The sequence below is a fragment of the Providencia manganoxydans genome, assembly GCF_016618195.1.
Classification (GTDB): Bacteria; Pseudomonadota; Gammaproteobacteria; order Enterobacterales; family Enterobacteriaceae; genus Providencia; species Providencia manganoxydans.
Genome location: NZ_CP067099.1, coordinates 434,430 through 455,150 on the forward strand (window position 1 = coordinate 434,430; position 20,721 = coordinate 455,150).

The 20,721-nt window shown below is 38.7% G+C and carries 17 protein-coding genes; 9 read left to right on the forward strand and 8 right to left on the reverse strand.

Annotated elements, in window-relative coordinates; all coding sequences use genetic code 11:
* Positions 1-10 precede the first annotated feature (10 nt).
* The gene (yihA, locus tag JI723_RS01900) at positions 11-622 is read right to left on the reverse strand and encodes a ribosome biogenesis GTP-binding protein YihA/YsxC (protein ID WP_140179623.1); all 612 of its coding nucleotides are present in this window, start codon (positions 620-622) and stop codon (positions 11-13) included.
* Positions 623-1,216: 594 nt separating this feature from the next.
* On the opposite strand from yihA, the gene ppiA reads away from it, so the two are divergent.
* The 5 genes from ppiA (at position 1,217) to JI723_RS01925 (ending at position 6,483) form a co-directional block, all read left to right on the forward strand.
* Positions 1,217-1,789 (forward strand): peptidylprolyl isomerase A, encoded by a 573-nt coding sequence (gene ppiA, locus JI723_RS01905; RefSeq protein WP_140179621.1) that lies wholly within the window; start codon positions 1,217-1,219, stop codon positions 1,787-1,789.
* Positions 1,790-2,141: 352 nt separating this feature from the next.
* Positions 2,142-2,717, forward strand: coding sequence for an aminodeoxychorismate synthase component II (locus JI723_RS01910; protein WP_272580470.1), 576 nt, complete (start codon positions 2,142-2,144; stop codon positions 2,715-2,717).
* 388 nt (positions 2,718-3,105) lie between these two features.
* Positions 3,106-4,323: a bifunctional acetylornithine/succinyldiaminopimelate transaminase gene (gene argD, locus JI723_RS01915; RefSeq protein ID WP_272580469.1), complete on the forward strand. Its 1,218-nt coding sequence runs from the start codon at positions 3,106-3,108 to the stop codon at positions 4,321-4,323.
* A gap of 175 nt (positions 4,324-4,498) precedes the next feature.
* Positions 4,499-5,296, forward strand: coding sequence for a helix-turn-helix domain-containing protein (locus JI723_RS01920; RefSeq protein ID WP_337979745.1), 798 nt, complete (start codon positions 4,499-4,501; stop codon positions 5,294-5,296).
* Positions 5,293-6,483: an MFS transporter gene (locus tag JI723_RS01925; RefSeq protein WP_337979746.1), complete on the forward strand. Its 1,191-nt coding sequence runs from the start codon at positions 5,293-5,295 to the stop codon at positions 6,481-6,483. The genes JI723_RS01920 and JI723_RS01925 overlap by 4 nt, the downstream gene beginning before the upstream one ends.
* A 76-nt stretch (positions 6,484-6,559) precedes the next feature.
* On the opposite strand, the gene JI723_RS01930 is transcribed toward JI723_RS01925, so the two are convergent.
* Both JI723_RS01930 and crp read right to left on the reverse strand, forming a co-directional pair.
* Positions 6,560-10,015: an HlyD family secretion protein gene (locus tag JI723_RS01930; protein WP_337979747.1), complete on the reverse strand. Its 3,456-nt coding sequence runs from the start codon at positions 10,013-10,015 to the stop codon at positions 6,560-6,562.
* Between the two features lie 197 nt (positions 10,016-10,212).
* Positions 10,213-10,845 (reverse strand): cAMP-activated global transcriptional regulator CRP, encoded by a 633-nt coding sequence (gene crp, locus JI723_RS01935; RefSeq protein ID WP_004923862.1) that lies wholly within the window; start codon positions 10,843-10,845, stop codon positions 10,213-10,215.
* 421 nt (positions 10,846-11,266) lie between these two features.
* On the opposite strand from crp, the gene JI723_RS01940 reads away from it, so the two are divergent.
* Positions 11,267-11,671 carry an OsmC family protein gene (locus tag JI723_RS01940; RefSeq protein ID WP_070929379.1) on the forward strand — a complete coding sequence of 135 codons (405 nt, stop codon included), beginning with the start codon at positions 11,267-11,269 and terminating at the stop codon, positions 11,669-11,671.
* 71 nt (positions 11,672-11,742) lie between these two features.
* Here the strand turns inward: JI723_RS01940 and JI723_RS01945 are convergent, their stop codons facing one another.
* The 3 genes from JI723_RS01945 to JI723_RS01955 are packed head-to-tail and all read right to left on the reverse strand — an operon-like array spanning position 11,743 to position 13,867.
* Positions 11,743-12,609: a phosphoribulokinase gene (locus JI723_RS01945; RefSeq protein ID WP_140179789.1), complete on the reverse strand. Its 867-nt coding sequence runs from the start codon at positions 12,607-12,609 to the stop codon at positions 11,743-11,745.
* A gap of 59 nt (positions 12,610-12,668) precedes the next feature.
* Positions 12,669-12,887: a YheU family protein gene (locus tag JI723_RS01950; protein ID WP_070929378.1), complete on the reverse strand. Its 219-nt coding sequence runs from the start codon at positions 12,885-12,887 to the stop codon at positions 12,669-12,671.
* Positions 12,884-13,867, reverse strand: a complete 984-nt coding sequence (locus JI723_RS01955; protein WP_272580465.1) for a hydrolase — start codon at positions 13,865-13,867, stop codon at positions 12,884-12,886. The genes JI723_RS01950 and JI723_RS01955 overlap by 4 nt, the downstream gene beginning before the upstream one ends.
* Positions 13,868-13,962: 95 nt before the next feature.
* Here JI723_RS01955 and JI723_RS01960 point away from each other — a divergent pair, with 95 nt between their 5' ends.
* The gene (locus JI723_RS01960) at positions 13,963-14,568 is read left to right on the forward strand and encodes a LysE family translocator (RefSeq protein ID WP_070929376.1); all 606 of its coding nucleotides are present in this window, start codon (positions 13,963-13,965) and stop codon (positions 14,566-14,568) included.
* Between the two features lie 250 nt (positions 14,569-14,818).
* Here the strand turns inward: JI723_RS01960 and murP are convergent, their stop codons facing one another.
* Entirely contained in the window at positions 14,819-16,291 is a 1,473-nt protein-coding gene (murP, locus tag JI723_RS01965) for a PTS N-acetylmuramic acid transporter subunit IIBC (RefSeq protein ID WP_070929375.1), read from the reverse strand.
* Between the two features lie 25 nt (positions 16,292-16,316).
* Positions 16,317-17,228, reverse strand: coding sequence for an N-acetylmuramic acid 6-phosphate etherase (gene murQ, locus JI723_RS01970; RefSeq protein ID WP_272580464.1), 912 nt, complete (start codon positions 17,226-17,228; stop codon positions 16,317-16,319).
* Positions 17,229-17,462: 234 nt separating this feature from the next.
* Here murQ and JI723_RS01975 point away from each other — a divergent pair, with 234 nt between their 5' ends.
* Both JI723_RS01975 and adiA read left to right on the forward strand, forming a co-directional pair.
* Positions 17,463-18,323: a MurR/RpiR family transcriptional regulator gene (locus JI723_RS01975; RefSeq protein ID WP_070929373.1), complete on the forward strand. Its 861-nt coding sequence runs from the start codon at positions 17,463-17,465 to the stop codon at positions 18,321-18,323.
* Between the two features lie 113 nt (positions 18,324-18,436).
* Positions 18,437-20,701 carry an arginine decarboxylase gene (gene adiA, locus JI723_RS01980; RefSeq protein WP_140179610.1) on the forward strand — a complete coding sequence of 755 codons (2,265 nt, stop codon included), beginning with the start codon at positions 18,437-18,439 and terminating at the stop codon, positions 20,699-20,701.
* Positions 20,702-20,721: the final 20 nt, after the last annotated feature.

Sequence of the window (20,721 nt, forward strand, 5' to 3'; positions counted from 1 at the left end):
TAAATGGAAATTAGGCTTGTGTGCTATACCAGCTATCGAGTTTGATACGCAGTTTATCGATCCCAATCTTTTTCAGCGCAGAAAAATATTCAACCTCAACATCACCACCTAATGGTTCAAGTGTTTGGCGAACTTCCATTAGCTGTTTTTTTCTGGCGCCAGAAGCGAGTTTATCTGCTTTAGTGAGCAATACCAAAACAGGGACTTCCATCGCAATCGACCATTCGATCATTTGCATATCCAGATCTTTCAATGGATGACGTATATCCATCAGTACAACCAGCCCTTTGATACATTCTCTTTTTTGTAGGTACTCACCAAGCGCTTTTTGCCATTTGCGCTTCATTTCTTCAGGAACTTCGGCATAGCCGTAACCCGGCAAATCGACTAAACGAATCCCTTCTTCAACCTCAAATAGGTTGATAAGTTGTGTTCGCCCTGGCGTTTTACTGGTACGTGCTAAACTTTTTTGTTGGGTTAGTGCATTTAGTGCACTGGATTTTCCTGCATTGGAGCGGCCTGCAAAGGCAACTTCTATACCCGTATCTTTAGGTAGATGACGGATATCGGGTGCACTGATGACAAATTTTGCCATGTGATAATTATGATTTTTAATTGCCATTGGTTGTTCTCCCTGAGTTTACCTTTTGAGGCTCAGGGATTATAGCTATAGGAGACAGACAAACAAAGCTAAAATGGCAGTTGATGCTTATATGCTCTTTCAACCTGAGTGAGTGAGCTCATTTCACATGATGAAAAATACAATTTAATCAGTATTTATATAAATTAGACTATATTTGATGAGGAGAGGGCGATTTGGCGTAAATAAAGGTAAATATTCAACAATATAATAATCTTCGCTCTAGAATTGGTGGATTAGATTCAGCGTGCAATAACCTACAATAAATAGTGAAATTGTTGGCGAGTTATAGATGAATAATTATTTTCATAGGTTTACTAAGCCGCATTGCGAGTTATTTAATTATATTCACCGTGAACCAGTATTTAATGTGCGCTGAAAGATAGAGCATTGAAGCCAAAGGTTTCGTGTTTTATAGTACAAGCAATGCGGCGGATACGTCGTTACTGCCCATTAAGGCTTGCATCAGACTGAGGAAGCTCAGCAGCAGTCAAGGAAGTGGGAAGCTTCGCATCTAAAAGGTGCGAAGTCATTACAGTATAAATAAGTCATTAGCTATAGCGAAAGGGATCTTGAATGTTAAAACGAATTTTTGTGCCTCTACTAGCAGTCTGTGCTATCAGTGCATCTTCTCTTGCTCTCGCTGCGGGTGAAACTTACGTGAAGTTAGTCACGTCGATGGGCAATATTGAACTCGAATTGAATGATAAAAAAGCACCAGTAACCACTGAAAACTTTCTTCAATATGTAAACGAAGGTTATTACAACGGAACTACCTTCCACCGTGTTATCCCTGGTTTCATGATCCAAGGTGGCGGTTTTAACAAAGATCTTCAGCAAAAACAGACTCGTGCTCCAATTAAGAATGAAGCGGATAACGGCTTACGTAATTTGCGTGGAACGATTTCTATGGCACGTACCGCGAATAAAGACAGTGCAACCAGCCAGTTTTTTATTAACGTTGCCGATAATGCGTTCTTAGATCACGGTCAGCGTGATTTCGGTTACGCAGTTTTTGGTAAGGTAGTGAAAGGCATGGATGTTGTTGATAAAATATCTAAAGTCAAAACAGAAAATGTTGGTCCATACCAAAACGTACCTGTTGAACCTATTTCGATTATTTCTGCTGAAGTAATTAAAAAGCCATAATTTATCATGAGTGGGTAGATCGCATGCATTTGCCCACTCAGCTCCCTTTCTCCCATCCCCCCGTGAGAGTTGTAGAAGCTATTAATCCATTTAGTAAAAAAATAAATTTTCATAATTAAGAGTGGCTTGTTATAAGTATGTAAATACAATCCCCTGATTTTTATATGGAAAATAGTTTAGATAAATCAGATTACTTGACTTAAATAGGCTATTTTCCTGCTTCGGCTGTGTTATGATAGCCGCCCCTTATTACTTTTTGCTGTTTTTTTAGCTAGAACTCTGATTGCTAAAAGTGAAAAGTTGTGCATGGGTATATAATAGATAATGATAAAAATCAGTCGGATAGGCTACTATGCTTTTACTTATTGATAATTACGATTCATTTACTTATAACCTGTATCAATACTTTTGCGAGTTAGGCGCAGAAGTCGTGGTTAAACGGAATGATGAAATTTCTATCGAAGAGATAGAATTGCTTTCGCCTACACACCTAGTGATCTCACCAGGCCCTTGTACGCCTGATGAGGCGGGAATTTCTCTCGAAGCTATTAAATATTTTGCAGGTAAAATCCCTATTTTAGGTATTTGTCTCGGTCACCAAGCTATTGGGCAAGCCTTTGGTGCTACTGTTGTGAAAGCTAGAGAAGTGATGCACGGCAAAACATCGGCTATTCATCATAATCATCAAGGGGTGTTTAAAGGGCTTAACCGTCCATTGACGGTAACCCGTTATCATTCTCTTGTTATTGCGGCGGATACATTACCTGCATCCTTTGATGTATCGGCATGGTCTCTGAATAACGGTGATGTTGATGAGATCATGGGAATTCGCCATAAAACTTTGCCTATTGAAGGTGTTCAATTTCACCCAGAAAGCATTCTGAGTGAACAAGGGCATGAATTATTGAATAACTTTTTAAAGTATTAGGATTATTGATCTTTAAAGATGAATTTTTATTCGAATTCAAGATATTTTTGCTAAGGTGAGAGGTTGGCTGCCTAGTGAACTAGGTAAGAGCCTCTCAATAGAGCATCAAATAATGAACGGATCATCAGGACGGCATTCAAGCATCATTTTAACTTAAACCTCAATGAACCCGTCTATTAAGAATTATAAATCAGCCAAATAGACTGTTTTTTAATTCTGTCTAGCTGTAAAAAATAGCAGCAAAGATCCACGGACTCTGACTATTACTTACCTCAGTAAAAAATAAAATTTACACTATCACCTGCTTAGCTATTGCGCTTTTGTGATTTTTTATTCATATTTAATGCTTATATTTTCACTTTGCACTAAATAAAAGTAGGTGAGGGGTATGAAACAACAACAAGCAGTGAATCGGCAGACTTATGATCAGGTCATTTTACCTATTTATTCTCCCGCTGAGTTTATTCCTGTACGCGGAGAAGGTAGCCGAGTATGGGATCAGCAAGGTAAAGAATACATTGATTTTGCTGGTGGTATTGCGGTACTTGCACTAGGTCATTGCCATCCTGCTTTAGTTGCTGCGGTTCGCGAACAAAGCGAAAAGTTATGGCATCTTAGTAATATTTTTACTAATGAGCCTACCTTGGTTTTAGCACAAAAACTGATTGATGCTACATTTGCGGAGCGTGTTTTTTTTGCTAACTCAGGGGCGGAAGCGAATGAGGCTGCTTTTAAATTAGCGCGTCATTACGCTATCACTAAATATAATCCGTATAAAACGAAGATCATCGCATTTAAACAAGCGTTTCATGGGCGCACTCTCTTTACCGTATCTGTTGGTGGACAAGCGAAGTATGCGGATGGTTTTGGCCCAAAACCCGCTGATATTATTCATGTGCCGTTTAATGATCTTGAGGCTGTGAAAGCGGTTATCGATGAAAATACCTGTGCTGTCGTTCTGGAGCCTGTTCAAGGTGAAGGTGGTGTAACTGCTGCAACGCAAGAGTTTATGCAGGGTGTGCGTAAGCTATGTGACGATAATCAAGCATTGTTAGTGTTTGATGAAATACAAAGCGGTATGGGGCGTACAGGGCATTTGTTCTCTTATATGCATTATGGTGTGACTCCAGATATTTTGACCACTGCAAAAGCACTTGGTGGAGGATTCCCAATTAGTGCGATGTTAACGACTAATGAAATCGCTAAGGCAATGGGGCCGGGTACTCACGGTACTACCTATGGCGGTAATCCACTGGCTTGTGCGGTCGGTAATGCGGCATTTGATATTATTAATACCAAAGAAGTCCTTGATGGTGTTGCTAAGCGCCGTGAATTATTTGTATCTCATTTAAATAAACTCAACCAGCAATATGACATATTCTCTGAAATCAGAGGGATGGGATTACTCATTGGTGCTGAATTAAAGGGTAAATTAAAAGAACGTTCTAAAGATATTCTACAGGCTTGTGCTGTTGAAGGATTAATGATGTTAAATGCAGGGCCGAATGTATTACGTTTTACACCATCATTAATTATCTCAGAAGAAGAGATTAATCAAGGTATGGTGAAATTAAATAAAGCGATTGATAGTTTAATTAACAACTAAGTTCTTGGGCTCTCAATTAAATTATTTTTTTTGAGAGCTATTTATTTTATTTTTATTTATTTATAAATCATCAGTTAAATATGTTCTTTTTAGGTGAGAATGGCATTCTCATCCTATTTTTTATATGTTAAATGTATGTTTCTGCATTTCACTAATAAAGTATGGGATGGTAATAATGGATATTGAAAGTATTTCTCTGGAAAAAGGATGTTTTAGCTTTAAAGATGACTTTGCGAATTGTTTTGATTGGAATGATATTGGTTTTTCCTTTTCAAAAATTGATTTAAATACTAAGGAAGTAAGCACATTATCAAGTAATTATGAGTGGCTTTTAATGTATTGGGATGCGGATTTAGATCTAAGTATTAGTGAAAGACTTGGGGCTGGCATTCAATGTTGGAATGATTATTCAAATGCTCATATGTCTACATTGTCTAAAACGCAGAAAAATAAATTTAAATTAGATTTTTGTTTTAATCATAAAGATGTATTTGAAGTGGCATCAATTAATTCAAATAAAGAATTATCTGTAGCTGATATAATTAAAATTCATAAGCACCGCCATATCATCTCGGATTATGCAGATAGGTTATGGAAAAATTACCAACAGATGGTTTTACCAATGCGAGAAAGTATTTCATTACCTATTATTGGGATTGAAGGCGAAGAAACAAAGCAACAGCCTATTGATATTCACGGCTTTATGAAATTTGGAGATGTGCGTTTTACTCGAAAAGAAATGATAACTATCTGTATGTTGCTTTCTCAATGCCGAATTAAGGAAATTAGTGCTATTCAAGGGTGCTCTGAAAACTCAGAGCATAAACGCATCATGAATATCAAAGAGAAGCTGGGTTGTCCTCATGCCTCACCGAGTGGTTTATTTAAAGCATTTAAAGAACGTGGTATTACATTAGCTTGTTTAGATACATTAATTACTCTGAAAAATATTCAACAAGGAAATAAAAAATGAAATGGAAATTCAGATTAGGAGCGGTAGCAGGGAATACTTTAGAATATTATGATATTGCCGTATTTGCTGCAATATCTGTATATTTAAGTGCGGAATTAGAACGATTAGGTTACTCTTCAGCGACTGAAATGGTATGGGGAATATTTGCATTACGTTTTCTGGCTAGACCTATTGGTGGTTATGTAATTGGTCGCTATGCCGATCGAGTGGGTAAAAAGCCCGCTTTAGTCTTTACCAGTTTACTTACTGGGACTGCAACCTTATGTATGGCAATATTGCCGATTCAATTATTAGGTTCATATACGCCTATCGCGATTTTAATGTTGCAATTAATATTATCTTTTAGCTTCGGTGGCGAATATCCCTCATTAATCACCTACTTACTTAATAATATTTCTGAAAAAGAATGCTCTAAAGTTTCTTCATTAATTGTTGGTAGCTCAATAATTGGTGTCATTATTTCATTAGCAGTTGTGTTAGTTTTAGAAAATCAATTAACCGTAGAAATGATGCAGTCAATTGGTTGGCGTATACCCTTACTATTAGGTTTGGTGAATATTGCCATTAGCTTTTGGTTTCGCTTAAAATTACCAGATCAACCACTGGTAGAAAAACGCAACAATAAAATGAGTGGGTTTAAAATATTACAGATATTTTTATTAACTGTACCTGGGACTGTTACGTTTTATTCGCAAAATATCTCATCCTCTATACTAAGCGAACATTTACAACTCGGCGAACTGAAAAGTCTATATTCAATTGTATTATCAAGTCTTTTATTGGTCTTTATGCTAATTTGTGGATGGTTAACCGATAAATACAGTTCACCACAAAAAATATTTAGACTGGGTGTATTTGGTATGGTGTTGCTTTCTATTCCATTGTATTTTGCAATGAGCAGTGGAATAATGATTTTGGTGTCTATTGCTCAATTAATTATAATTATCAATGGGGCAATGATATTATGTAATTTATCTGCAATACTGTTCTCAATTTCTGGTGGGCAGACGGTAGTTCTTGCTGTTGGTTATAATTTAGCAACAACCTTTATCGGTGGGATAACGCCGTTGGTGATTAGCTATTTGGTTGGTATCAATGTCGGCTATGTAGGGGGCTTTATTGCTTTATGTGGTTTGACGTTCTTGCTATCAAGCTCTTTATCTAAAAGTTATCAATTAGCATCGTAATTTGAATTATAAATCCGCCCCAGTGTAAAATAGGGGCGATTTATCTTAATTTTAATTATTTATATATCTTGTCATACTATTCATTTTCATGCTTGTCTTTTTCTTCTTTATTTTCATCGTCTCTTCTTTTCTTACTTGAGCCACTTTTCCCTGATACTAGGGATATAAGAGTAGGTCGCTGAAGATTAATCGCTGTTATATTTTTATAAAAAGGTAAATTTAAAATTTCCTTTAACTTTTTATACTGCTCTTTATTGATCGTTGGTAATGAATAACGGGGAGCCTCCGCGATTTTATTCAATAATATAGACTCTTTTTCATTAAGATTTGATGGGAAATTTGATTTTTGGATTTCATTTAATGCATGATACTCCCCTTCTGTCATGTAACTTGGTAAACCTTGAGTCAGTAGACTAGGACTATATTTCGTATAGATAAGTTTTTCTTTATTCTGAGTAGGGCTTGTCTTTTTTACTGATTTTGTTGTATTAGCTGTAGCTTTTAGTGTAGATATTTTTGTTTGAGAAAGGGGAATGGTTTTATTATCCTCTTCTAATGAGGGGGATATTGTATTTGCAAGTGTTAACGTAATGGTAGACGCTTTTTTTGTCTCCGTCATTGAAGAAATATCCGTCTGTATTCCTTGAGTCATTTTAGCTGGATTTTTTTGTTGTGCCACTGTAAATGGCTCAGTTTGTACAGCACGATCTTGTGTTATTGAGTTATCTGTTTTTTTATTTGTAGCTAATGAATGAGCAAGAAGAATACTAGGCGAATAGCGTGTTTTATTTATTATAGCGAGGTCAAGTGCTGATATTATTTTTGATTCTTCTACCTCTGATAATTGTTCTATCATTTCTGATAGATTTTTTTTAATATTATTAAATTGATAGTTTGTTTTATTTGGAATGTCTTTGCTCAATAATTTAGCTTTCTCTATCAATTGGTTTGTTTTTGTCATAGATGGATATAAGCTTTTTTCTTGAACAACAGATTTTTTCTTCTCAGGGAAATCGTTTCTATTTGTGTTGGTGGTAGGAAATCTGGTTTTTTTTTCAAGTTGAGGTGAACCATTATCATAGTCGTCATTATCATTATTATATTTAGTTGCATATGGACAATATGATTTTGATATCGTCAATTTATTAATCTCTTCAGATATGTCAATATAATTCTCTGGCTGTACAGGTGCTATTGATAAACGTGTATCATTTTGATTTTGGGAAAGGTTGTTTTTATTCATTGAAATTGGGTTTTGAACTTTACCCAGATTTGATATAACAGAAGTATCCTTATAATCATAATCATTTTCTTCATCAGAAGAAAATGCATCATCACTCTCTATATCTCTTTCAAATTTTTTTTCATAAAAAGACGGATCGATAAAACCAGAATGGTTACCTATTTTATTTGATTCTGTCTGTATTTCAGCGGATTGCTGCGCCTCGGTAACTTTGGAATACTCGGTTTGTGTCTGCTTGGTGAAAGTGGCCAGTACCGCTTGCTTTTGTTCAAAGAGGACTTGAGCCGCTTTTTTCTGGCTTTCGGTCTGTTGCTGGGCCAGTTTAAGGGCTTCTTGGCTCGCTTGCAGCTGGATTTTCATCTGCTCCAGCGCGGCTTGTGCGTTATCAAAAGCTTGTTTGTGGGTTTGTACTTGTTTGGTGAAAGCGTCCAATTCCAATTGTTTTTGGTTAAGGAGCGTTTGAGCCATTTTAAGGTTTTCATTGGTCTGTTGCAGTTGTTTTTCAGTATCTCTTTGGATCTGCTTTTGAGTAGATAGCTCTGCTTCCTTCTGCTCCAAAGCATTATCAAGTGTTTGTTTGTCGGTTTGTGTCTGCTTAGTGAAAGCGTTCAGGGGTGTTTGATTTTGTTTTTCAGTAAAGATATCCCAGCTTATTTCATCAAAGGGATCATCATAATAGCTTTGGATATCTTCCATATCTGAGAATTCTTCATCAATATAAAAACTATTGACTGAATCAAGATCATCATCTTGGCCATCCATATCACTAAATGAGTCATTATCAAGATTTCTCTGTAATACGTTTAAATAGACATTATGATTATCTAATCCACTAATATAATGAGCTAATAATTCTGTTATATCTTGGCCTTCAATAGGGGAATTTAAGAAGTTTTTGGGAGATATTGTGATAATAACCTCAAAATTATCTATATTTATAATATAACGATGTCGAGTTTCCTTATTATGAGCACTGGTGAGATAATCTTCAATATTATTAAATATTGAAGAGAGCAATTTGGCGTCTTTATCTACACCTACCTGCATATTCTCTACTGGGTCTTTGTTGGGAGATTTATTTAAGGCCGAATTTTTCATCTGACTCTTGAAAGTGTTATCCGATAATCGTTTCCGAAGTGCTTCACTTAGCGCCAACGATGGTAGTGTGTTTCTATCGAGTGTACTGGGTCGGCTAGCATTTTTTGGAACAAGCATGAGTGAACTATCTGGTGTTTTCTCTACCACAGATAATTTTCCACTCTGGCTTGCCGTTCTGCTTGGGGAATAGGAAGAGAGGGACGTTTGAATTTCTTCTGCATACGTCAGTGTTCTTCCGTTAGTGATTGCTGGAGTTGATTCGGTTGTTTGAGAGGCGATTTGTTGTTGAGCAGGAGCACCTTTGTTAATTTGTGAAGTCACTTTGGGCTGGGAAGAGGTGTTTTGCTCAATCTTTTGAATTATTTCTTTTACATGACTCAATGTTGGATTGTCATTATAAGATGCTGTAGGTTCAGCTCGTGAGCTATCATCATTTAAAATAAAGTCATTACTCTGTTTTTCACGTTGTTGAGTATTAGCGAGTATGGGTAGAGTCATTTTATTTGCTTTATTTGAAATTAGACTCGGTTTTTTCTCGATGGACTGTTTTGCTCGGTCAGTGTTGTTTTCTTTGTTTGAAGAAAAAGGCGCTATGTGAGTCTTTTGTTCAACCTCCTGAAGAGCGGGAGGAGTGTGCAACATCAAAGGCGCTGATTGAGATAAAGTATCAGATCCTAAGGTCGCTTCTGGCGGAACTCTTCCAACTTGTACGGGGTTAGCTTTTTTTTTCGTGTTAGGCGTTTCGTTTAGAGTACTCTTACTTCCTTGATTTTCATCATGTTTAGTGGGTAAGGTATGCTTAGTTTGTTTTGATAATAAATCATTTGCGTCAACCTCATCTGGGTTATGCTGTATCTCGATCCGTTGTTCTGTTTGGGTTGCGATATTTTTTGTCATAGGAGAAGCAAGTTCTATTTGTGTTACTTTATCTATTTTGCCTGAACAATTATTATCGTTATTAATTAATGTATTGGTTGTCGATGAAGTCGAACTTAATTTTTTAGCATTAGCACTCTTTGTTTTATAGTTTATATTTATCGTTAAATTGATATTGGCAACGTTTTTTATATTATAAACAATGTTATTTACCATTTTCCCTATTTCAACAAAGTTCATTTCATTCAGAGTATCATTAAGTGTTCTTTGATTGATGAAAGATGGTTTATTAATTGTTATCGTGAGCTCGACCATAAATTAAAAATTCCTTAAACAATAAATTAAGTGATTGTTTTTAATATTATGTGACTGATAATTATTTAAATATAAAGAAACGCGGCTAGACGATAACGAGTATCGCAAAATGATTGCAACAGAAAGTGATAGGATATTGATACAATTAGAGGCAAAAAATAACCCTGCATCACAAGGATAGAGGGTTATTTTAAATGTTAGCGAGTTCCGTAGACGACAATCGTTTTGCCGTGCGCAGAGATCAAGTTTTGATCTTCTAGCATCTTCAAGATACGGCCAACAGTTTCACGCGAACAGCCAACAATTTGACCAATTTCTTGGCGTGTAATTTTGATTTGCATACCATCCGGATGGGTCATTGCATCTGGTTGTTTTGCTAAATTAAGTAGTGTTTGAGCAATACGGCCTGTCACATCTAAGAATGCGAGGTTACCCACTTTTTCTGATGTGGTTTGTAGGCGGCTTGCCATTTGCGCAGAAAGACGCATAAGAATGTCAGGATTAACCTGAATAAGTTGACGGAATTTTTTGTAAGAAATTTCAGCGACTTCACAGGCGCTTTTTGCTCTTACCCAGGCAGAACGTTCTTGCCCTTCTTCAAATAACCCTAGTTCACCAATGAAATCTCCCTGATTTAAATAGGAGAGGATCATTTCTTTGCCTTCTTCATCTTTGATTAAAACAGCCACTGAACCTTTAACGATGTAGTAAAGAGTCTCTGCTTTTTCACCCTGATGGATCAGTGTGCTCTTGGATGGATACTTATGAATATGGCAGTGTGACAAAAACCATTCAAGAGTAGGGTCTGTTTGTGGCTTGCCGAGAACCATTAGCGTTATCCTCTGTATGTTAATACAGCCTCCGGTCAACCATAACCAGAAAGCTGGTTTTTAAAGTCACTATCTTAGCATATTAACCATAATGTAAGTTAATACCAGTACTATAATATACTCATCATGCTTCAAGTTGCCGCGTTGTTGATTACGTTTACTTGCACTAGCGACATAGTTTTCTATGCTCTTCGCGATTTGTTCACTTATTGCCTAGCTGCATCTCGAATCATTTAGAGTGTATAATCAATTGAAACCCTGAGTTTTGATCTTGCTCCTATCAGGTGATAGTTTGTTTGTAACATAATAAACCTAGAAAGTCTCGGCTTTATCGCTTCAGCTACTTAAAGTGTCGATTCGATTGAAAGCATTTATGTAACAATGTTATCTTTTATACAAATTTTTTCTAGGGGAATAAATAATGGAAGCGAGAGTTAAGTGGGTTGAAGGACTTTCTTTTTTAGGTGAGTCCGCCTCTGGTCATCAAGTAATGATGGATGGTAATTCAGGTGATAAAGCACCTAGCCCAATGGAAATGGTATTGATGGCAGTAGGTGGATGCAGCTCAGTGGATGTGGTATCTATTTTACAAAAAGGCCGTAATAACGTTAGTGGTTGTGAAGTTAAATTAACCTCACAGCGTCGTGATGAGGCTCCTCGTTATTTCACTCATATTAATTTGCATTTTATTGTAACAGGCACTGATTTAACGGAAAAAGTGGTTGAACGTGCAGTTCAACTTTCGGCTGAGAAATATTGCTCGGTATCTTTGATGTTAGAAAAAGCTGTGAAAGTTACTCATAGTTTTGAAATTAAAACTCAATAATTTTTTATTATATATATTATTTTTTTAATTATGATGCTTATTAATTTAAAATAAGCATCATGTATTAACTATTAATCGTGTTTTTGTTTAATTAACTTCTCAACAATAGGGGTCATGATTAACTCCATTGCTAACCCTAATTTCCCTCCCGGCACAACAATAGTATTCATAGCTGAAATAAATGAACCGCTTAACATGGAAAGTAAATAAGGAAAATCAATTTGTTCGAGCCCTCTAAAACGGATAACAATAAAACTTTCATCTTGTGATGGTATCGCTTTAGCAGAGAAAGGGTTTGAGGTATCTACGGTTGGTACACGTTGGAAATTAATATGAGTTCGTGAGAATTGTGGGGTTATATAATTAATATAATCACCCATTGAGCGAACTACCGAGTCCATCACTGCTTCTCGTGAATGCCCTCGTTCTGTGGTGTCTCGGATCAGCTTCTGGATCCATTCAAGGTTAACGATAGGCACAACCCCAACCAGTAAATCAACATGGCGAGCAACATTGTTTTCAGGTGTGACAACACCGCCATGTAACCCTTCATAGAATAAAATATCACTATTAGGTGGTAGGGGTTCCCATGGCGTAAAGGTACCCGGCTGTAAGCCATAGGGAACAGCTTCATCGTAGGTATGAAGGTATTTACGTGATTTACCACTACCCTGTTGGCTGTATTCTAAAAGCGTCTGCTCTAACAGGGAGAAGTCATTTGCTTCAGGGCCGAAATAGCTGATATGGCGGCCTTGTTCTCTGGCTTTTCTAATTGCCATATCCATTTCAGGGCGAGTATAACGATGAAAACTATCACCTTCTAAAGTTGCAGGTTGGATATTTAATTGATGGAATATTTTACGAAATGCTTGGCTGGTCGAAGTGGTTCCTGCACCACTAGACCCAGTGATTGCAATAATTGGATGTTTTTTGGACATCATGGACTCCCTGTGTTGCGCTTGCGTCCATGCTAAACCGAGCCATGAGCGAAACGGGGTTACGGGCGAAACTGACTGTTAGGCATAAAATTAACAGATTCATGCAACTCTGACCAGACTAGCACAATCTCTCCGGATGCCAATTGGCGTTTCACATCATCAACTTTTTGCTGTAATGACTTTTCGTGTTCCCCATAATCGGTTCCTTCACGTAATACATAGGACTCGATTAGGTTTTCCAATGTATCTGGATCTAAATCTTTCCAAGGGATAATCATGATTTTGTATTGCCTAAATAAGACGCTAACCACTGCGGAATACGTTTTTCTAACCACATTTCTGGTTTTCTCAATGTGCCACTAACGAAACCGACATGCCCCCCATGTTCTGTCATTTGATATTCAATATTGGCAGGTAAATGCGCTAAATCAGGAACAACTTCTGGCGCCATAAAAGGGTCATCTTTAGCGTGAATAATCAGGGTAGGCTTAGTAATGCGTGGTAATCGAGGAAGAGCACTACACTTTTGATAATAGTCTGTAGCATCTTCGAAACCATGGATCCTTGCTGTGATCACATCATCAAACTCACGGATCCGTTTTAGTTGTTTTAATTGCAACAAATTAAGAGGTAATGAACCAGGGTAGCGCACCAGCTTACGGGTAGCATTACGCTTTAAACCATTAAGCAAATAACGTTGATAAAACTGCGAGAACCCTTTTTCCATTCGTATAGAGCATGGCTCTAACATTAATGGAGCTGATACCACGACACCTGCATCGATATCTGCATTTTCACCACTTTCAGCTAAATAGCAGGCAAGCATATTACCACCGAGAGAATAGCCCACCGCGCCAGTTGGCACATCCCCCCAAGTTTGTTTTAACCAATGCAAGAAGTAACGTGCATCACTGGTTTCACCCGAGTGATAGATACGTTTTTGACGATTGGGCTCACCGCTACAACCACGAAAGTGCATGACGACCCCTAACCAACCTTGGTTTTGGGCACTTTCAAGCATGCCATGAGCGTAGGGGCTTTTAAAATTACCTTCTAAGCCATGAAAAATGACTAAACGCGGCTTATGACAAGCCTGCTCAGGAGGTTCGCTCCAAGCAAGGTCAATAAAGTCACCATCAGGTAACTCAAGCCGTTGCCAAATGGGTTTAATTTTCGGGGTCCGCCGAAAAATTCTTGGCAATAACGTTTGAAGATGTGGATTTTTAGCCCAATTAATGGGGCGAAAGTTTTCTGACATAGCCTTATTTAATTTCTTAATACCCTTGTGGGTCACATAACATACTGTTATTTTTTTGTGATGCAAGTGCGCTAATTTTGGGGGATAGATTATAAATGAGTCTGGGGCTAGTTTTTTCTCTTTTTACGTTTCTATTCATTGCAGCAGTTACACCTGGCCCTAATAATATGTTATTGACCTCCAGTACCGCAAATTATGGTTTCCGACGCAGTATCCCCTTATTACTGGGGATAATGCTTGGGATGCAGTCAATACTTTACTTATCTGCGTTTGGCGTTGCTGCGCTTTTATTGCTATATCCCGCATTGCACATTGCTATGAAAGTGGCTGGTAGCCTCTATTTACTGTGGTTAGCATGGAAAACAGCAACCGCAAATTATGAGCCATTGAAAACAGAAAGTGCTGCTGCGAAAAATATAAAGTGGTATCAAGGTGGTTTGTTACAATTTTTAAATCCAAAAGCATGGTTAATGGGATTGGGGGCTGTTGGAAGTTATAGTTTACCCGGAGATCTATTTGCCCAGTCTATTATCGTGATGAGTATTGCTGTAGTGACAGTTAATTTAATAGCTGGATTGATTTGGATGGCTGGTGGGTCATTAATTGGCTATTTTTTACGGGGCCGTCATGCGTGGTTTATTTTTAATTTAGTGATGGGGCTGTTGACTGCGATGTGTGTGCCACTGATTTGGTTTGAATAAATGTATTTGCCATATTTCAAGTCGCAGCGTTGTAATGATTAAATAAAGGGAAGCATGCAGTTTCCCTTTGAGGTTGTTGACGAGGCGGGATAAAAGCGTGGTTTTCCCCGCCTCGTGTTATCAGCCGAAAATCAATACGTTGATTTTCCTTGTTTATTTCAAATTCTTAGTTACTGCTATCACACAAAATACGTTTGTTAGCAGTATAAAAGGGAAACAATGCATGCTTCCCTTTTAGAAAGATTCATTCTTAATCTAAATCGATATTTTTGCTGCCAAAGAAATAGGTAAAAATAAATCCACAAACATAAGCGACTGCAATACCACCGACATACACGGCCATACCTGCAAATACACCTTGGGCAGAGGTCATCAGTGGAATAGCGACTAAGCCTGATGGGCCGAACACTGTGTTAAGGCCAACAGGTAGCCCCATCCAAGCAATCAAACCGATAAAGAAACCACCTGCTGCCCCGCCTAAACATGCGGTTACAAACGGTTTTACACGAGGTAACGTTACACCATAAATCAGCGGCTCACCAATCCCAAGAAAACCTGGAATAATGGCTCCGCGAATTTGGTTACGTAAAATGGAGTCTTTCTTTGCTTTCGCATATAGCGCTAATGCAGCTCCCACTTGGCCAGCACCCGCCATTGCTAAGATAGGGAATAGAGAGTTGAAACCCTGCGCATCAACCAGTGCAAAATAGACAGGGACAAAGCCTTGGTGGACGCCAAACATTACCGCAATCAAGAATAAGCCAGCAAGTATAGCAGTGCCGAATGGATTGCCATTTAAATGCATAAATAACCATGACATACCGCTGAATAGCCAGCTACCCAATGGCATGATGACAACATAGGCGGCAGCACCAACAATCAATAACGTAATTGTTGAGGTTAAAATCATATCAAGGTTAGCTGGGATAATTTTGCGTACTTGTTTTTCAACCCAAGCACCAAAAATACAGGCAATCAAGACACCAATGATGCTTCCTCTAGGGTCAATATCCCAACCGAAGAAATTGGTCATGCCCGAAAAGACACCTGAGGTGGCGTTCGGATCATAACCAAGCACAAATAGTGCAGCAATAATGGCTCCGTTAACACCGCTCCCACCAAAGGCTTTTTGTGCATTATAGCCAATTAAGATGCTTAAAAAGCTGAATAATCCTTTACTAAACACAGACATGTACAAAATCATGTGCACGCCGAATGTTTGCTGTTCAGGTGCTTTTGGTAGCCCTTCCGGATAGAAGGTTTGCGTGGCTAATGTTGCAAATCCTAATAATAAGCCGGCAGCAATAAAACCTGGGATCAACGGAGTAAAAATGGTAGCAAACTTAGACAGAAAACGATGTACAGCACTCGTTTGCTTTTGCTTCATTTGCTGTTTATTCGATGATGCAAGAGCGTTTAGGTTAGTTTCTAACGATGTGTCCAGTGTTTCTGCGGCAATGTGTTCACCACTTTCGAGGATCTGATTCATTAAGTCGGCAGCGGTTTGTGCTTTGCCGGGGCCAAGGACAATTTGTAGTTGTTCATCACTTTCAATGACACCAAGCACCCCTGCGATCTGTTTTATTGCTGTTTTGTCGACAAGTTGGTCATTGTTGAGTGTCAAACGTAAGCGAGTCATGCAGTTACCTGCCTGCTTAATATTTGTACTTCCCCCGACCTTTTGCAGGATCTCCTGCATCATTTCTTTAGTTATTTTAGCCATGCCATTTACCCTATCAGTTCCCGTGTTAAATGGATTTCGCAACGTTAAGAGCGGTACGAATGAACCCATTATTGTCTGATAGCAATTGACGCGCCTCTTGTGCATTGAGCCCAGATAGGATCATCAAAATTGCAGTTTTACAGTGCCTATCACATTGTTGTAATGCGAGTTCCGCTGTTTGCCTGTCACACTCAGTGGCTTCCATTACGATCTTGACTTGCCTTTCAACCAACTTTGCATTGGTTGCTTCTACATCGACCATTAAATTGCCGAAGACTTTACCAATACGGATCATCGCACCAGTGGTGATCATATTGAGCACCAGTTTTTGCGCAGTACCTGCTTTCATGCGTGAAGAGCCAGTGACCACTTCGGCTCCTACTATTGGAGTGATGGCAATGTCGGCTGCACTGGCAACAGGGCTATGGGGATTACAGCTGATGGATGCGGTGACTGCACCAATTTTGCGTGCATAAGCTAGCGCGCCAAGGACGTACGGGGTACGACCACTTGCAGCGATACCCACAAGAACATCTTTATCACTGAATTGAATATCAATCAGATCTTGCTCACCAAGTTCGGGTTTATCTTCTGCGTTTTCAACTGCACGGAAAATAGCTTGGTGACCACCCGCAATTAAACCAATGACTTGTTCATGAGGCGTACCATAAGTTGGCGGGCACTCGCTAGCGTCCAAAATCCCTAAACGACCAGATGTACCTGCACCTGAATAAATTAAGCGGCCGCCATTCAAAAATGCATGTGCAACTTTATCCACCAATTGTGCAATTTGTGGTAATACTTTTTCGACGGCTAATGGTACTTGCTTGTCTTCATTATTGATGACTTGCAACATATTGATCGTAGAGAGTTGATCGATGTTAGTACTTGCAGTGTTACGGCTCTCAGTTACCATTTTGCTTAAATCAATGGTCATAATTAATTACTCCTACCTCAGTTAATGAGGGGATATTAAGGAATTATTTATTCCAGTGATGTGATAATGATCACGGCGTTCTCTATTCTGAATTGTCACTATGAAAGAATATTTGAGTATGAATTAGAATGACGAGGTTAATTACTTATTGAATTTAAAGGATTAATATTAAGTAATGAGGTTATTCTAAGAGGAATAATTTATTATATTTAATTAATAAGGAAAGGAATTTAGATGACTTTGCTGGATACGATCACTTGTTTATTGCCTAGGCTTGCTGAAAATCAACGCAAGATAGCTCAGTTTATTTTAGAAAAACCCGAGCGGGTTCTGAATTTATCCTCTCAGCAACTGGCTGAAGCGTTAAATGTGAGCCAATCAGCTATTGTTAAATTTAGCCAGAAAGTCGGCGTGAAAGGGTATCCTGCATTAAAACTGGCATTGAGTGAGATTATTGGTCGTCAGCAGCTCGATGAAGCGAATCCCCATATTGCATTGCATAATAAGATCGCGCAAAGCGACAATTTAATGGTCGTTGCACAAAAGCTAGCGTTGGAAAAAAACTACTCGATTACCGAAACAACTCGCCATATTGATTTTAAGTTATTTGAGAAAATTGTTGATTCAATTGATAAATCACAACGGGTACAGATTGTTGGAATTGGTGGCTCAGGGTTAACAGCCAAAGATCTTAGCTATAAATTACAAAAAATAGGTATTACGACACTGGTCGAGTCAGACCATCATGTGCAGATTGCTGCCGCTTTGACATTGACACCTCAAGATACTCAGATTGTGATTTCGTTTACAGGTAAGCGAAAAGATATGCTTACCGCAGCGAGTATCGGTCGTAAACAAGGAGCAAATGTCATCGCAATCACGCGTAGCCGATTATCGCCACTTGCACAGTTAGCTGATTATGTTCTTGAGAGTATTGCAGAAGAAAATGAATGGCGTAGTTCCTCAATTTCATCAAGAACGGCACAAAATACCCTAACCGACCTACTTTTTATGGCGTTATTACAAAAGCGTGAGGCTCGTGCAAAAATGTTAGTCATGAATGCGAGAGTGATGATTAACAAATTAGATGAATAAAAATAGCTTTTTCAACAGTGAGTTATTTGTTCTATCTTTGCAAAAAACCTTTATTTGCGTTAAGACTATTAATATAGATTATTATTTTAATGCAACTTATAGAGGTTCAATTAATGAGGGCGCTAATTGTTTACACGGAACTGACTGACGAAGACTCAGTGATAAGCCATGCTGTGGCTAGGCTTGCAAGTGAACTCAATGATGAACATGTTGAAACGGTTATTATCCGTGATTTCGAAGATGGTCTTGCCTATATTCGCTCAAATACCAGTATCGATTGCCTACTGTATGGCCGTGATATGTCGGATCGCGATGAACAAACCCAAGCACATCGTTTAATCACTCAATTACATCGCAGACAAGAAGATGTTCCCGTATTTCTTCTCAGTGACCGTGAAGAAGCTTTAGTGGCTTTCGATCGTAAAATGATGGAGCAAGTCGATGAGTTTGCATGGATACTCGAAGACTCAGCTGATTTTATTGCAGGGCGGGTATTGGCTGCTATTCAGCGTTATCGTTCCCAATTATTGCCACCATTAATGAAAAGCCTTATCAAATATAGTGATGTCCATGAGTATTCATGGGCAGCACCTGGCCACCAAGGTGGAGTCGGTTTTACTAAAACCCCCGCTGGACGTATTTACCATGATTTCTTTGGCGAGAACCTATTTCGTACTGATATTGGGATTGAGCGCGTAGCAGTCGGTTCTTTATTAGATCACACTGGCGCTTTTGGTGAATGCGAAAAAAATGCCGCGCGTATTTTTGGCGCAGACCAATCTTATTCAGTTGTTGTGGGAACATCAGGCTCCAACCGTACCATCATGCAAGCCTGTATGACCGATGATGATGTGGTGGTGATTGACCGTAATTGCCATAAATCGATTGAACAAGGGCTAATATTAACAGGGGCAAAACCGATTTATATGGTTCCGAGCCGGAACCGTTATGGGATTATTGGGCCTATTTACCCTAAAGAGATGTCTTCAGAATCGATTAATCACAAAATTGCTAGCAACCCTCTCACAACGGATAAAATAGGCCAGCGTCCCGCCTACAGCGTGATCACTAACTGTACTTATGATGGTGTTTGTTACAACGCTCGTAAGGTACAAGATCTCCTTGATGATTCTTTAGATCGCATTCACTTTGATGAAGCATGGTATGGCTATGCACGCTTTAACCCACTTTATCGTGATCACTTCGCCATGAGAGATGAAGAAAGATCAGAGGATGAGCCGACAATTTTTGCGACTCATTCAACCCATAAATTATTAAATGCACTATCTCAAGCCTCGTATATTCATGTAAGAAATGGCCGTAATGCCATTGATTTTAATCGCTTTAACCAAGCTTATTTAATGCACTCAACCACCTCACCGCTGTATGCCATTTGTGCTTCGAATGATATTGCAGCGGATATGATGGATGGTAATAGTGGGCGCTCATTAACGGATGAAGTGATCCGCGAAGCGATTGACTTTAGGCAATCATTAGCCTTTTTGTATAAAGAGTTTCTTAATGATGATGAATGGTTCTTTAAGCCTTGGAACCAAGAAATGGTTAAGGATCCAGTGACAGGAAAGCGCCATGCATTCGAAGATGCCCCTGTAGAATTATTGATGAAGGAACAAAGCTGCTGGGTAATGCATCCTGAAGATAAATGGCACGGTTTCCATGATATTCCTGATAATTGGGCGATGCTTGATCCTATCAAAGTGAGTATTCTTGCTCCGGGTATGGGAGATGATGGCAATTTATTAGATTCAGGTGTGCCAGCGGCACTGGTGACGGCGTGGCTAAACCATTACGGTATCGTTCCTACGCGTACGACCGATTTCCAAATCATGTTCTTGTTTTCAATGGGGATCACTAAAGGTAAGTGGGGGACGCTAGTGAATACGCTGCTTTCTTTCAAGCGCCATTATGACAGTAATACCCCATTAAAAAAGGTACTTCCAGAGGTAGTTGAATCCGCACCTGAAATTTATGGTGAAATGGGGCTACACGATTTAGGCGATAAAATGTTTGCCTATTTACAAAAAAACAATCCCGGCGCATTGCTAAATCAGGCTTATTCACAATTACCACAAGTGATGATGAGCCCTCGAGATGCTTATCAAGAGATCGTTGCCAACCGCGTAGAAGCTGTTCCTATTCATCAATTAGCAGGCCGAGTTGCTGCAAACTCAATCATTCCTTATCCACCGGGTATTCCTATGCTACTGTCAGGTGAAAATTTCGGTGATGAAAATAGCCCTCATATTCGCTACTTATATGGTTTGCAGGCATGGGATCAGGAATTCCCTGGGTTTGAACATGAGACGGAAGGCACAGAAGTGATTGATGGACAGTATTATGTGATGTGTGTGAAGTAATTAATTAGTAGGGTAGTTTG

Coding starts and splice junctions, on each gene's coding strand:
- yihA (WP_140179623.1), bottom strand. CDS start 622: ATGGCAATTAAAAATCATAATTATCACATGGCAAAATTTGTCATCAGT.
- ppiA (WP_140179621.1), top strand. CDS start 1,217: ATGTTAAAACGAATTTTTGTGCCTCTACTAGCAGTCTGTGCTATCAGT.
- JI723_RS01910 (WP_272580470.1), top strand. CDS start 2,142: ATGCTTTTACTTATTGATAATTACGATTCATTTACTTATAACCTGTAT.
- argD (WP_272580469.1), top strand. CDS start 3,106: ATGAAACAACAACAAGCAGTGAATCGGCAGACTTATGATCAGGTCATT.
- JI723_RS01920 (WP_337979745.1), top strand. CDS start 4,499: ATGGATATTGAAAGTATTTCTCTGGAAAAAGGATGTTTTAGCTTTAAA.
- JI723_RS01925 (WP_337979746.1), top strand. CDS start 5,293: ATGAAATGGAAATTCAGATTAGGAGCGGTAGCAGGGAATACTTTAGAA.
- JI723_RS01930 (WP_337979747.1), bottom strand. CDS start 10,015: ATGGTCGAGCTCACGATAACAATTAATAAACCATCTTTCATCAATCAA.
- crp (WP_004923862.1), bottom strand. CDS start 10,845: ATGGTTCTCGGCAAGCCACAAACAGACCCTACTCTTGAATGGTTTTTG.
- JI723_RS01940 (WP_070929379.1), top strand. CDS start 11,267: ATGGAAGCGAGAGTTAAGTGGGTTGAAGGACTTTCTTTTTTAGGTGAG.
- JI723_RS01945 (WP_140179789.1), bottom strand. CDS start 12,609: ATGTCCAAAAAACATCCAATTATTGCAATCACTGGGTCTAGTGGTGCA.
- JI723_RS01950 (WP_070929378.1), bottom strand. CDS start 12,887: ATGATTATCCCTTGGAAAGATTTAGATCCAGATACATTGGAAAACCTA.
- JI723_RS01955 (WP_272580465.1), bottom strand. CDS start 13,867: ATGTCAGAAAACTTTCGCCCCATTAATTGGGCTAAAAATCCACATCTT.
- JI723_RS01960 (WP_070929376.1), top strand. CDS start 13,963: ATGAGTCTGGGGCTAGTTTTTTCTCTTTTTACGTTTCTATTCATTGCA.
- murP (WP_070929375.1), bottom strand. CDS start 16,291: ATGGCTAAAATAACTAAAGAAATGATGCAGGAGATCCTGCAAAAGGTC.
- murQ (WP_272580464.1), bottom strand. CDS start 17,228: ATGACCATTGATTTAAGCAAAATGGTAACTGAGAGCCGTAACACTGCA.
- JI723_RS01975 (WP_070929373.1), top strand. CDS start 17,463: ATGACTTTGCTGGATACGATCACTTGTTTATTGCCTAGGCTTGCTGAA.
- adiA (WP_140179610.1), top strand. CDS start 18,437: ATGAGGGCGCTAATTGTTTACACGGAACTGACTGACGAAGACTCAGTG.